The organism is Clostridium pasteurianum BC1, assembly GCF_000389635.1.
GTDB lineage: Bacteria > Bacillota > Clostridia > Clostridiales > Clostridiaceae > Clostridium_I > Clostridium_I pasteurianum_A.
In genome coordinates this window covers 4,930,563-4,943,530 of record NC_021182.1, presented here as the reverse complement: position 1 = coordinate 4,943,530, position 12,968 = coordinate 4,930,563, and the positions used below count along the sequence as shown (strand labels likewise).

Below are 12,968 nucleotides of genomic sequence, written 5' to 3'. Positions count from 1 at the left end.
TTGTTTCAAAAAGTATACTTCTTGACATAGTCTTATATTTATATTTTTTAGTGAGACAATAAAAAAATTATTCTTTGATTCCAATTCTTATATGTTTTAAATTATCTGTAAAAGAATTTAAGCTTTCACAGTCCAAAGATCCTAGTAGTCTGCTTAATAAAGCGAAATGCTTTGGACAAAGCTCATCCATAAGTTTTACGCCCTTTTCGGTTATTTTAATTGTCAGCATTCTCCCATCAGAAGGATGTTTACATCTTTCTACAAGCATATCTTTTTCTAGACCATCTAAAAGTCCACTAATTGTTGCTCTTGTAACATTTAATTCGTTGCTTAATTCAGATGGTATTAATTGATGATTATCCTTGTTGTACAAAGTCATAAGTACAGAAAATTTGCCATCAGATACCCCATATTTTTGAAATTGACTATCAACTATCTTTAAAATTTCATCTGTAGTTCTAATTAAATATAAACATGCCTGAATAGCATTTATATTTAAAGGTTTATTTTTATTAGAGTACTTTAGTAAATCTTCTTTTTTTGGTATATCTTTTAAATCGAAATTAAAGTTTCCCATAATATCCTCCACAAAAAAATATATTGACAAAATTAATTAGCCGCCTTATTATTATAATAAATTAATAATTTGTTTTTGTCTATATTTTTTTGATCATTTAGTTAGGTGCCTTACTATATGTTTATTAGCTGCAAATATAATAATTTGTTTTAGTAAAGATTCTTAAATAAACGAAAGGAATGATAAAATTATGAAAATGTTAGCAATAAATGCAAGTCATAGAGGAGAAAAAGGATTTACTCAGTTTTTAATCAATCAAATTAGAAGTGGAGTTATTGATGCAGGATCTGAATTTGAAACAATAGTTCTTAATAAATATAAAATTAATCAATGTTTAGGTTGTGAATTGTGCCACACAGAAAAAAGTTACTTGAAGTGTATTTATGAAGATAAAGATGACATGAAAGGTATTTTGGAGAAGATGTCTAAGTCAGATATTATTATATATGCTACACCTATTCATGTTTTCAATATGTCGGGATTAATGAAAAACTTTATTGATAGGTTTAACTCTACAGGGGATATAAGCAAGGTTACTGTATCTAAAAAGGGAATATTTTTTCATCACATAAATGCCAATATTTGCTCGAAACCTTTTGTTTTATTGACTAGTTGTGGAAACATTGAAAATGAAGCATCAAAAAGCTTAGTATATTATTTTAAAACTTTTTCTAAATTTATGGATGCACCAATGGTTGGTGTCCTTGTAAGAAAGTCTAGCTTTTTATTAAGAAATATGGATGAAAAATCAATTCCTAAAAAAGCTATAATACTTAATGCGTTTCGTGAAGCTGGAAGAGATTTAGCTACAAGAGGCACAATCAGTAAAAAAAGCAAAAAGTATGCTGAATTAAATATTCTACAATTTCCTCTTTTAATAAAACTTTTAATGAAGATAAGACCTTTAAAGTCAACACTTGTTAAAAGTGGATTGATTAAATTAAAATGAGCAATAAATCTGTAAAATAAGAAATTATAGACATCAAATGATTTCCATATATCTATACTTTTCTTATTTTACGGTACATTACTTACAGCGGGTAATTGCATTTAAATATGTAATATATTTAAATTTTCGCTTTGTGAAAATGTAAAACCGACTATGATTAAAAAGGAGAAGAAAGCTATGATTGAAGAGAGCATGCAACTCCAAGGAATTCATCACTTGAAATTTACTGTCTCAGACCTTGAGAATAGTCAATCATTTTATGAGAGGGCTATAGGCGCACGACGCATCACAGCTTATGATCATCGCCATAGTGATGGTTCGCTCTACGCTATAATTTTGGAAATACCAGGCTTAGGTACATTACTAGAGCTCAGACTTAACCCAAGTCGTGCCAAGAAAGATTGTGGATTGGATCCAATAACGATAGCTGTAAAAGATAGAACTGCATTGGAGAGTTGGATTGAACATTTTGATACAGTTGATATCGAGCATTCATCGATTCTCACTGCACTCATAAGCTGGCTAGTTGTGTTCGAGGATCCTGATGGGCGCCGATTGAGACTTTGTACACTAGAGACACACAGCCCTGAAATACTATCAGACGAGACATCCTCTTGGCTAATAGAGACATTAACCGATAAATAATTTTCTCAATAATAAAAATTTGTAATATTAGCCTAACTTTAACTTCCAAGTTTCTATTTTAATTCAATCCATTGTAATATGACTGTTGCAAATAACAATCCTAATATACTTTTTAAATCTATTTTTATCACTTTTTTATTATAAAATATTTTATAATTATTTACTAATTATGTATAAAAAAATCATACTATACTATTCATTAAGTAGTAAATGGCGTATTTGGTAGGATTGGAAAGTCTTGAAAGTGTTAACTCTGCACAATCACAATTCTGTGGAATTGGAAATATAAAAATAATATTATTTCATATAATTAATAAATTTTATAAAGGTGGTATTTTAATGTCTAAAAACTCAAGTAACAACAAATTATCTAAGTTTCTGATGAATATAATTATCGCTTTCGGAGGTGCTCTGGCAATTATACTGATTTTAACCTTTGGTAATTTCTGGCCTTCTGTGAAAATGAATCCTAAGAATCTTCCCATAGGAATAGTATCCCTCGATAAAGACATCAGCCATCCACAGGAAAGCAATATTGGTAAGAGTTTTGTTGATGAGATAGACGGGAGTGGTTCTGACGCAGTAGAATGGAAAGTTTATGACAATAAAGATTCCGCTGTGAATGCAGCAAACAACAAAGATATATATGCTTATATCGTAATTCCAAGTGATTTTACATCCTCACTAATGGCCCATATATCCGGAAGCAATTCGGTTCCAGTTATAAAGACTTATGTTAATGAAGGAATGAATTATTCAGGCGTATTGGCAGCTCAAAATATACTGAATGCAGTGACTGCAAAGATGCAGAGTGGGATTCAAACTCAGATGTTAAGTATGGCAACGCAGAAGGGCAGTGCAATACCAACCAATATGACAAAAAATTTACAAACACCTTTTACTGTAGAAAATGTGAAGGCTCATACTATCGGAGACGGTGGCTCTGGCAGTATTCCAATGATGCTTTCCGTATTTTTGTGGATGGGCAGCTTAATTAGTATGTTGATGATTTGGAGAGGAGCAAGAAAAATTGAAAATAGAAAGGAAGCTGTTCTCTTTCAAGTGCTTTCAGGCATCATAGTTTCTGTGCTTTTTAGCTTTATAGATTTGTTTATAGTTGGAAATATTATGGAACTAACTGTATATAACTACTGGTCTCTTTTCGAATTTGCATTTATTGTGGGACTTTCATTTTATCTTTTACAAAGTACTGTTCTAAACTGGGTTGGAATGAAGGGATGGCTTATACTTATATTAATATGGCTGTTCGGCATGCCTGCTGTAAATCTACCAGTTCAATTCTTAAATAATTTTACTAAATATGCTGTGTATAGTTGGTCACCTTACCGTTTTTCATCTGAAATATTTAGAGATATAATGTATTATAATTCTAAAGCTGATTTTTCAAGTATGGCTTACATTATTATAATATCAGGATTAGTTTTCCTTATTCTTTTAATGCTTTCCATGTTTAAGGTTGATAAAAATATGAAGAGTGATGATAGGAATGAGGTTTCTTCCGAAGTTTCTTAAGAGAAGCATATAATCCATAATGTGGCCTATTTTTACATGTATGTCGGCTGTACCCGGTTCTAAGAAGTTTGTATTAAGCAAAAATAATATATGTTAATAATAAAATTTCACGGGTAAAATGACGGGTATTGTGACGGGAAAACACAATTATTTAGTTTTGATTGATTAATAATGGATGAAAAGTTATAGGTTATAAACCGATATAAACAAAGGGTTTATGGCATTGAAATAAATTTATTAAAACACATAAAAATTAATGTTAACTGATTCGTAATCAGTAGGTCGCAAGTTCAAATCTTGTCGGGAGCACCATAGATAAACCATGTAATATCAATAGATTACGAGGTTTTTAATTGTATTTAGAATACCACAGGTTTTACGGGTGGTGATGATTTAAATTTACAAAATATAGTTGACAAAGTTAAAATTTTTAATTACAATATAAAACATACTATACAAATAGTAATACTATATATAGATTATCAAATACGATGACGAGAAGAGTAACTTATTGGTGACGTGAAGAGAGGTTTTCATATGGTGTAAGAAAACTAAGGAGGAAATAAGTGAATTGCATCTTTGAGTATTGAATTCGAAATAGTCTTATGGCCATGCATAGGAAACTAAGAGTAGAATTCATCAGGTACGCCTGTTATAGCGTTGAGACATTTATGTGTCAAACATACTTATATTAAATTAAGAATGATAAATAGAGTGGAACAGTGGAAGTTTACTTCTGCCTCTGTATTAGAGGCAGGAGTTTTTTTATTTCAAAACTGAGGAGTTATGAATATGTTATTTAGGAGGTTATATGGAGATAAACAATATTTTTGATTTAGTTAGTATATTTGTAAAAGCTTCACTGGTAACAATAGAGGTGGCATTTTTATCTATTATAATAGCTTTTATTATAGGATTAATATGTAGCATAGCTTTATTTTATAAAATACCTGTATTAAAAACTATTATCTACATTTATGTTGAATTTTTTAGGAATACACCTTCATTAATACAAGCTTACTTTATTTTTTTCGGGTTACCTAAAATATTTGTGCGGTTAGATAGTTTTGTTTGTTCTGTAATAGTGCTTTCTCTCTTAGGAGGTGCATACATGTGTGAAGCTATTTATTCTGGTATAAAAGCAATTTCAAAAAATCAAAAAGAACTTGCAATGGCAATAGGGTTATCAAAATTTGATACTATAAGATATCTTATTTTGCCTCAATCAATTTCCATTTCCATTGCTGCTATAAACAACAATGCTATATTTTTAACTAAAGAAGTTTCTGCTATGAAAATAATTTTGCTGCCAGAAATAGTTTATCAAGCTTTTGCTATTATAAGTTTACGCTCAGACTTGATTATTCCTGTTATTATAATGATGATTATTTCTTATTTAGTTATTTTAATACCAATGTCTTATGTGTTTTCTATAGTAGAAAGGAAGGTGCGCTTTGCAGAATTTGGGCATTGATTATATAATAAAAGCTTTTCCAAGGATAATAGGTGGTTTTGTCTTAACTATAAAAATATGTATTATTGCTTTAATACTATCTATTTTTTTAGGATTTATAATTGGTGTAATTATGACTTCTAAAAATAAAATAATTAATGTTGTATTAAGAATATTATTAGAAGCATTTAGATTAATTCACCCTATAATTTGGTTGTTTGTATTCTTTTTCGGCGTGTCTTATATTTTTAATGTACAAACTGATAATATAGTTGTATCAATTGTAGTTTTCACATTGTGGGGTACATTTGAAATAGGTGATTTAGTAAGAAGTTATATAAAAAGTTTACCGATAAGTCAGTTTGAATCAAGTGTTGCTTTAGGATTTACAAAAATGCAAATGTATTTATATATACTTTTGCCACAAATAATAATAAGAATTACACCATCTATAGTTAATTTGGCAACTCGTCTTATAAAAACTACTACCTTAGTTTTTTTAATAGGTGTTCCAGAGGTATTAAAAGTTTCTCAAAACATTATACAGGTGGTATATAACAACAATCCTAATAGTTATATATCTTTAACTATGTACTTTTTCCTACTAATTATTTACTTTATTATTTGTTATCCTTTAGCATTATTTTCAAAATATTTAGAGAAAAAAGTTTCAATATTATAAAAAGAATTTTTACATAAGGGGAAAAGATATGCTGTTAAGAGTAAAAAATCTAAAAAAATCGTTTAAAGAGAATACTGTGCTTAATGATTTTAGTTATGATGTAGAAAAAGGCGAAGTAATTGCTATATTAGGTCGTTCTGGTTGTGGGAAATCAACACTTTTGAGATGTATTAATGGATTAGAACAAATTGATGGTGGAGAAATATATTTAAATGAAACCTTAATTACAAAACCTAATGCTAAATATAAACATTGGAGCGAAATAAGAAAAAAAATAGGAATGGTATTTCAAAGCTATGATCTTTTTCCACATATGAATGTTTTAAATAATATTATTTTAGGTCCTATGAAGGTAGAAAAAAGAAGTAAAGAGGATGCTACAGAAGAGGCTTTAAAACTTTTAGAAAGAGTAGGTTTATTAGAAAAAAAATTAGCTTATCCTAGAGAACTATCTGGTGGACAAAAACAAAGAATAGCTATTTGCAGGGCTCTTTGCATGAATCCTGAAATAATATTGTTTGATGAGGTTACTGCTGCATTAGATCCAGAAATGGTAAGAGAAGTTTTAGATGTAATTAAAGGACTAAGAAAGCAAGGGCTTACTATGCTTGTGGTTACACATGAAATGGCATTTGCAGAAAAAGTAGCTGATAAAATAATATTTATGGAAAATGGAAAAATTATAGAAATGAATACACCAGATAAATTCTTTCATTCTCCAAGTACTGTTGAAGCAAGAAGATTTTTAAATTTATCTGATGACTATTTACTGTAATAATGTAATAAAATATTTTTAATATTTTATATAAAATTTATAATTGAGGAGAGAATAAAATGAAAAAAATTTTAATGACAATTTGTCTTGTATTGTTAGTAGGACTAACAGGTTGTTCTTCAAATCCAAGCAAAAAAATAAATGCTGCACCTGGTTCATTAGAGGCAATTAAGAATGCAGGTACAATAAAAATAGGTATTTTTTCAGATGATGCACCTTTCTGCTATCAAGACGCTGATGGAAGTTTTAAAGGCTATGATGTAGAACTTGGTAAAAGAATTGCAAAGGAATTGATTGGCGATGAAAATAAAATCACTTGGGTAGTTATGAACCCAGCTAACAGAATACCTTATTTGCAAACAGGTAAAGTAGACTTAATGCTTGCAGATTTTACAGTTACAGATGATAGAGCTAAAAGTGTAGATTTTACATTACCTTATGAAAAAGTTTCTATAGGTGTGGTTTCTAGTGAAAAAGCACCTATAAATTCTGTAGATGATTTAAAGGGTAAAACATTAGCTGTTAATACAGGAACCACAGCAGATGGATATTTTTCTAAAAATTCCCCAGATGTAAAATTGTTAAAGATAGATGCAATTACTGATGGTTATCAAGCTTTAGTTTCTGGTAGAGCAAGTGCTTTTGCACAAGATAATACATTACTACTTTCATGGGCAAAAAAGAATCCAGGTTATGTAGTTGGTATAAAAGAATTAGGCAATAAAGATTATATAGCTGGTGCTGTTAAAAAGGGAAATAAAGAATTATTAGACTATGTAAATGGTTTAATTAAAGGTAAATTAAACGATGAACAATTCTTCCATAAAGATTTTGATAATACATTAAAGTCAAGTTTCCCAGCAGATTTTACTGCTGATCAAATTGTAGTCGAAGGTGGAAAAACAAAATAAATAAAAATAAATAATACAAATTTTGTATTTAGGTTCTGTAGAAAAAATTGTGTAAACCCAATAAAGAGTACTCCTTCTTGGCAATAATTCAGAAAGGCTAAACACCAAATTATTACAAGGAGGAGTTTCTTTATGTCGAATTTATCTAGTTATAATAATATAATTTCATGATACCAGATATAACGTTAATGAGTGTAAGTGCTTATAGAATATAACAATATATAACTATAAATAATCCAGTAAAAACTACTTTCTAGGATTCGTAATCAGTAGGTCGCAAGTTCAAATCTTGTCAGGAGCACCAGTAAAATACAAGGGTTACAAGTTATAATAACTTGTAACCCTTGTATTTTTATTATATATTTTATTATAGTATTATTAGTATTTAGTACTTTTACACTTAAAGGCAATACTCTCTTACTATTCTATAAACATAATAGATATATTTACATAGTATTCCAAATATTAGTTGATAATACATAAAATTTATTATACTATTTATGTATTAGATAATTGAAGTGTTAATTCAACATTGTAATATAAAGCGTACTTAATGGCTATTTCCTGCAGTTTGCATAAAGTAGCGATTACCAATTAAAATATTTCTTTTCTACACAACTCCGGAAGTAAGACTTGGCGAATGCAGTTTATATTTTATTTTTTTTGGTTAAAGTACCAACCTATGTTTCGGGTAGTTTTTATATATAGCATGAATGTAATTGAACATTAATGAATAATATATTATGAAAACAGTTTACCAATTTAAGTAAGCCCCAATATAGGAGGTATAAAATAAATGAGTTACACTAATCCATATGGCCAACCACAAGGAATTGCGATACGTAATACAAATAAATTAAGGGAGATATTAATAGCTGAAATTGATGCGATAAACGGTTACGCTGACCATATTGCAAATTCAAACATGGAAGACATTAATGCAGCTTGGAAAAGTATCATGGGAGATGAAAAAAAACACTATGGTATGATTCTTTCATTGCTTCGTAAATATGACCCATTACAATATCAAGCATATAAAGATCATATTGGCAATAAATTAGGCCCTAAGTCACCTATGCAAACATATACACCAAACTACGATAAACAGATAATCTTAAATAATGTAAGAGACGACATAAAAGGCGAATTTGAAGCTGTTATCCTATATGAACAGCAGTTAGCTAGTATCCCCTATAATGATGTCCGTTATGCATTGTATTCAATAATTAATGAAGAAAAGGGGCATGCCGAGCATTTAACACAGCTATTATTAAAATATGATACAGATAAATATAACGGTCTTGAATAAAAAAAATATTAAATTATTACCATTTTTTTCGTTAACTTGCCGGTGATATATTTTTATAATTTGATAAATTGATCAAAGCGTTGATATTTCGGGTTTTTCTTTATACGTACTACAGAAAGTAAATACTATATTATGGAAACTCACTTTTACTATCTAACAAGGATTCTTATACTACCCTTATATACAACAAGAAACTTTTATTTATATATATAGTCATTTCTATGTAAACAACGTATATATTGCTTATTTACTTGTTAATGATTATAACTATAGATACATTACGTAATACTTTTGGTTATCATGCATATCAAAATGGTACATCTTTGGAGTTACTTATGGATATATTCAATCATTGTTCAAAATCTCAAACTTTAAGATATATAGTAATTATAGAAGAGCAGAAGAAAGAAGTTTTTTTGCAGTCCAATTTAGGTTAAAAAATAAAGACAAAGTAAAAATGTTTTTTTATTTTACTTTGTCTTTATTTTAATGATAATTATATTAATTATTTATGATAAAAAATCAAATTTCAATGGGCTTCTCTCTACTAATCTAGGATAATTATATTTTGGGTAGCCTACCATAACAGCTCCAGTTATTTTTTTACCTTTAGGTATATTAAATAACTCAAGCATTGGAGAATTGTCTTTAAGAGCAATCCTTTCAAATACACCTGCCCAGCATGAGCCTAATCCAAGAGTTGGTGCATACAGCTCCATATATGCCAGTGAAAAAATGGTGTTTTCTCTCCCTCTTGGGAAATCTGCATCCGCAATTGCCAGAACAAGACTAGGTGCTCCTCTTAAAATAGTATCTACTCCCTTTTCAGTATACCCTTTAATAAAATCATCAAATTTTTCACTCAAAACTTTATCATTTTTTAATTCCTCGGCAGTAATTTTAACAGCTTTATCAAGTATTTTTCTATCATCTATGATAATATAGGATACGCCTTGTAGATTATGTCCACTAGGAGCAAAATGGGCAATATTAACAAGCTCTACTAACTTTTCTCTTGGAACTGAAGTTTCTTTATAAGATCGTATTGAACGTCTTGAACGAAGAAAATTTTCTGCTTCTTCAGGACTTAATTTTGGAAACTTTTTTGATTGACTAAGGGTGTTTTTACATTATCCATAGCTTCTCTTGGACAGACAGCTACACAATGCCCACAGGCAATACATTTTTCGGGGCAAATATCTTCTGGGCCATTTTCCCCAATTCTCAATACTTGCACGGGGCACTCCTTTACACAAATTCCGCATTTGATACATTTCTCTTTATCTACATTTATTAAATTCATTTTCTTATTCCTCCCAATAATAATCTCTGATGAAATTTAAATCAATAAAATTATTTTGCAGTTTTATGAACAATAGCTGCTATAATTTGAGTTGCTATTCCAAAAATACAAACTCCATACCATCCAAAGTGTGCGTAACTATAAGATCCTAGAAAAGAACCCAATGCTCCTCCTAGAAAAAAGCTTACCATATACACAGTATTAATTCTGTTACGCATTTCTTCATTTAAAGAATGCACTCTGGTTTGATTGGAAACATTACCTGATTGGGCTCCTAAATCAAGTAATATAACTCCTAAAATCAATCCCCATACTTTAAATCCAAATAGAAGAAAGAATATATAAGAAATTATTATAACAACTAAACATATTCCTATAACAAATCTAGAACCTTTCTTATCAGCCGTTTTTCCAACTAAAGGAGCTGCCAAAGCACCGCTGACTCCAACTAATCCAAATAAACCCGCTGCCTGGGGGCCCATGTTGTAATGAGAGCTTCCAAGTAAAAATATAAGTGATGTCCAGAATGCACTGAAAGCTGCAAACATCAGGGCTCCATTAATAGAAGCTTCTCTTAAAACAGGTTCCTTTTTTATTAAATGAAACATTGATTTTAATAATTCAGTATATTTAATGTTAGAAACAGGTTTACTTACTGGTATTAGTTTTCTTAAAGCTATCATAAGAATTATCATCATAATTGCTGCAATAATATATACTATTCTCCATCCTAAGTATCCACCCAAAATACCGCTAAAAGTACGTGATACTAATATACCAATTAATAAACCACTCATTACTGTGCCTATTATTTTACCTCTCTCCTTTGGATCTGATAACTGAGCAGCCAAAGGTATAATAAGCTGAGGAATAATTGAAGTAAATCCAACTGCAAAAGAAGAAATTATAACCATTAATATATTATGAGAGAAAAACATACTTATAAGAGATAGTATTGAAAATAAAAGCATTATAGTTATTAAATTTCTTCTTTCTTTTATGTCTCCAAGGGGTAATATAAATATCATCCCAACTGCATATCCTATTTGTGTAAGCATTGCTGCAAAGCCCACACTAGTTTCACTGACATTAAATGTCTTAGCTATATCTGCCAGCAATGGCTGTATATAATATAAGTTTGCTACAGTGAGCCCACAAGCTATAGCCATAACCATAATCAATAAATTATTTAGTACAGGTTTATTTTCCACAAAATTATTATTTAAGCTTTCCATAATACTCCACCCCTTTAACGAATAAAATTAGTAAATATTTTTGTTTCCATTTCAGGCTTCTTTACAATTCCTTCACCATTTTCAATAAGCTTCATAAGCCATGCCATATTTTTACCAAGTATCCTCATTATTTGAATCCCTTCTTCATCCTGCATTGCCTCCCCTGGTGCTGTCCCGTTAATAACATTCCAATAATTTGAAGTTGGTATAAGCATTTCAGAATGATTAATATAGTTATTTAACTGATCGAAGGTTGGAATTCCACCTGCACGTCTTACTGCTACAACTGCTGCACCAACCTTATGTCTTAACATGCTATCATTGGCTTCTGCCACACGAAAAGCTCTATCTAAAAATGATTTCATTGCTCCAGCAATGGATGAATAGTGAACAGGGGACCCTAAAATTATTCCATCAGCTTCTTTCATCTTTTCAATCCATTCATTAACTGGATCAGTAGTAATAACACACTTTCCATTTTTATTTTTTGTACAATTTTTACAAGCAATACATCCTCTAATAGACTTATTTCCTACATGAATTATTTCTGTTTCTATACCTTCTTTTTCAAGTTCATCAATAACTATTTTTATTCCATGATAGGTATTTCCTGCTTTAGCAGGACTTCCATTAAAAGCTACAACTTTCATTAAAAATTCCTCCCTTTATAACCTTGATTTTTTTACACTATAATAATTTCAATTTCCTGTAGACAATACTAAACGTATAGTTTATATATATAATATACTAAACGTTTAGTATTGTAAAGTATATTTTTTTGTTTTTTTAATATATAATATACGTATAGTTTTAAAATACATTTTTAATATAACAGGAGGTATAATTTACAATGGATAAAAAATTAGGACGCCCTCGTAGTGAAAAAACAAAAACAGATATTCTTAATGCGTCATATGATTTATTAATAGAAAATGGATTTGGAGCAGTAACCGTTGAAAAGATTGCTGAAAGAGCTGGAGTTAGCAAAGCTACTATTTATAAATGGTGGCCAAATAAAGCTGCTGTTGTTATAGATGGTTTCTTAAATGCTACTAATGTGAAGCTTCCAATACCTGATACAGGGTCAACTATTGATGATATGTTCATTCAAGTCAATAATTTTGTAAAATTTCTAATGAGCAGAAAGGGAAATGTAATTACTGAAATAATAGCTGAAGGACAGTTTGATCCAAAGCTCGCTGATATATATCGTAAAGCATATTTTAAGCCTCGCCGAAGTATTTCAAAACAAATTTTAGAGCGTGGAATTTCAAGAGGAGAATTAAGAAAAGACCTGAATATGGAATTAAGTATTGATTTAATTTGGGGGCCTGTATTCTATAGATTATTGATAACTGGAGAAGTACTTGATGATATTTTTGTAAGAAACTTGATAAACTATGTATTTGAAGGAATCAAGATAAATTCTTAGAAAAGCTAAAAAGGTTCAATGTAAGCCAAGTAAACCAAATAAATAGCATAAACAATTATAAATATTTAATTAAATAACCAAAATATATAAAAGAATAGGCTATCTGTACAGCAATTGATGAGCAATCTTTTTATATTGTTCATTAACTAAAAAAGCAGTTAAGC

13 protein-coding genes, 1 tRNA gene and 1 pseudogene are annotated in these 12,968 nt (G+C 29.7%); 11 read left to right on the top strand and 4 right to left on the bottom strand.

Annotated elements, in window-relative coordinates; all coding sequences use genetic code 11:
• Nucleotides 1-67 precede the first annotated feature (67 nt).
• On the bottom strand, nt 68-577 hold the full coding sequence (locus CLOPA_RS22970; protein WP_051115681.1) for a MarR family winged helix-turn-helix transcriptional regulator: 510 nt from the start codon (nt 575-577) through the stop codon (nt 68-70).
• A 190-nt stretch (nt 578-767) separates the two neighbouring features.
• On the opposite strand from CLOPA_RS22970, the gene CLOPA_RS23960 reads away from it, so the two are divergent.
• The 10 genes from CLOPA_RS23960 (at nt 768) to CLOPA_RS24625 (ending at nt 9,271) form a co-directional block, all read left to right on the top strand.
• Nucleotides 768-1,526 carry a flavodoxin family protein gene (locus tag CLOPA_RS23960; protein ID WP_015617804.1) on the top strand — a complete coding sequence of 253 codons (759 nt, stop codon included), beginning with the start codon at nt 768-770 and terminating at the stop codon, nt 1,524-1,526.
• A gap of 153 nt (nt 1,527-1,679) precedes the next feature.
• Nucleotides 1,680-2,171 (top strand): VOC family protein, encoded by a 492-nt coding sequence (locus CLOPA_RS22960; RefSeq protein WP_207637893.1) that lies wholly within the window; start codon nt 1,680-1,682, stop codon nt 2,169-2,171.
• Nucleotides 2,172-2,381: 210 nt separating this feature from the next.
• A complete protein-coding gene (locus CLOPA_RS22955) occupies nt 2,382-3,704 on the top strand; it encodes a YhgE/Pip domain-containing protein (RefSeq protein ID WP_015617802.1) in 1,323 nt (440 codons plus the stop codon).
• A 204-nt stretch (nt 3,705-3,908) separates the two neighbouring features.
• Nucleotides 3,909-4,016: transfer RNA gene (locus tag CLOPA_RS25420), tRNA-Thr, on the top strand.
• Nucleotides 4,017-4,515: 499 nt separating this feature from the next.
• A complete protein-coding gene (locus CLOPA_RS22950; RefSeq protein ID WP_015617801.1) occupies nt 4,516-5,178 on the top strand; it encodes an amino acid ABC transporter permease in 663 nt (220 codons plus the stop codon).
• Nucleotides 5,159-5,839 (top strand): amino acid ABC transporter permease, encoded by a 681-nt coding sequence (locus tag CLOPA_RS22945; protein ID WP_015617800.1) that lies wholly within the window; start codon nt 5,159-5,161, stop codon nt 5,837-5,839. The genes CLOPA_RS22950 and CLOPA_RS22945 overlap by 20 nt, the downstream gene beginning before the upstream one ends.
• A gap of 28 nt (nt 5,840-5,867) precedes the next feature.
• Complete coding sequence (locus CLOPA_RS22940) at nt 5,868-6,614, top strand: amino acid ABC transporter ATP-binding protein (RefSeq protein ID WP_015617799.1); 747 nt, start codon at nt 5,868-5,870, stop codon at nt 6,612-6,614.
• 59 nt (nt 6,615-6,673) lie between these two features.
• Entirely contained in the window at nt 6,674-7,525 is an 852-nt protein-coding gene (locus tag CLOPA_RS22935; RefSeq protein WP_015617798.1) for a transporter substrate-binding domain-containing protein, read from the top strand.
• 796 nt (nt 7,526-8,321) lie between these two features.
• Nucleotides 8,322-8,834 carry a ferritin family protein gene (locus tag CLOPA_RS22930; protein ID WP_015617797.1) on the top strand — a complete coding sequence of 171 codons (513 nt, stop codon included), beginning with the start codon at nt 8,322-8,324 and terminating at the stop codon, nt 8,832-8,834.
• Nucleotides 8,835-9,091: 257 nt separating this feature from the next.
• Nucleotides 9,092-9,271, top strand: a complete 180-nt coding sequence (locus CLOPA_RS24625) for a hypothetical protein (protein ID WP_242834246.1) — start codon at nt 9,092-9,094, stop codon at nt 9,269-9,271.
• 72 nt (nt 9,272-9,343) lie between these two features.
• Here CLOPA_RS24625 and CLOPA_RS22925 read toward each other — a convergent pair.
• The 3 genes and pseudogenes from CLOPA_RS22925 to CLOPA_RS22915 form a co-directional block, all read right to left on the bottom strand.
• Nucleotides 9,344-10,137 (bottom strand): annotated as a pseudogene (locus tag CLOPA_RS22925) (nitroreductase family protein).
• 50 nt (nt 10,138-10,187) lie between these two features.
• Entirely contained in the window at nt 10,188-11,372 is a 1,185-nt protein-coding gene (locus CLOPA_RS22920; protein WP_015617796.1) for an MFS transporter, read from the bottom strand.
• A gap of 14 nt (nt 11,373-11,386) precedes the next feature.
• Entirely contained in the window at nt 11,387-12,022 is a 636-nt protein-coding gene (locus CLOPA_RS22915) for a flavodoxin family protein (RefSeq protein WP_015617795.1), read from the bottom strand.
• Between the two features lie 200 nt (nt 12,023-12,222).
• On the opposite strand from CLOPA_RS22915, the gene CLOPA_RS22910 reads away from it, so the two are divergent.
• Nucleotides 12,223-12,804, top strand: coding sequence for a TetR/AcrR family transcriptional regulator (locus tag CLOPA_RS22910; RefSeq protein WP_015617794.1), 582 nt, complete (start codon nt 12,223-12,225; stop codon nt 12,802-12,804).
• The last annotated feature ends 164 nt before the right edge of the window (nt 12,805-12,968 follow it).

Bases quoted from the DNA above. Each gene is read 5' to 3' on its own strand.
- CLOPA_RS22970 (WP_051115681.1), bottom strand. From the start codon at position 577: ATGGGAAACTTTAATTTCGATTTAAAAGATATACCAAAAAAAGAAGAT.
- CLOPA_RS23960 (WP_015617804.1), top strand. From the start codon at position 768: ATGAAAATGTTAGCAATAAATGCAAGTCATAGAGGAGAAAAAGGATTT.
- CLOPA_RS22960 (WP_207637893.1), top strand. From the start codon at position 1,680: ATGATTAAAAAGGAGAAGAAAGCTATGATTGAAGAGAGCATGCAACTC.
- CLOPA_RS22955 (WP_015617802.1), top strand. From the start codon at position 2,382: ATGGCGTATTTGGTAGGATTGGAAAGTCTTGAAAGTGTTAACTCTGCA.
- CLOPA_RS22950 (WP_015617801.1), top strand. From the start codon at position 4,516: ATGGAGATAAACAATATTTTTGATTTAGTTAGTATATTTGTAAAAGCT.
- CLOPA_RS22940 (WP_015617799.1), top strand. From the start codon at position 5,868: ATGCTGTTAAGAGTAAAAAATCTAAAAAAATCGTTTAAAGAGAATACT.
- CLOPA_RS22935 (WP_015617798.1), top strand. From the start codon at position 6,674: ATGAAAAAAATTTTAATGACAATTTGTCTTGTATTGTTAGTAGGACTA.
- CLOPA_RS22930 (WP_015617797.1), top strand. From the start codon at position 8,322: ATGAGTTACACTAATCCATATGGCCAACCACAAGGAATTGCGATACGT.
- CLOPA_RS24625 (WP_242834246.1), top strand. From the start codon at position 9,092: ATGATTATAACTATAGATACATTACGTAATACTTTTGGTTATCATGCA.
- CLOPA_RS22920 (WP_015617796.1), bottom strand. From the start codon at position 11,372: ATGGAAAGCTTAAATAATAATTTTGTGGAAAATAAACCTGTACTAAAT.
- CLOPA_RS22915 (WP_015617795.1), bottom strand. From the start codon at position 12,022: ATGAAAGTTGTAGCTTTTAATGGAAGTCCTGCTAAAGCAGGAAATACC.
- CLOPA_RS22910 (WP_015617794.1), top strand. From the start codon at position 12,223: ATGGATAAAAAATTAGGACGCCCTCGTAGTGAAAAAACAAAAACAGAT.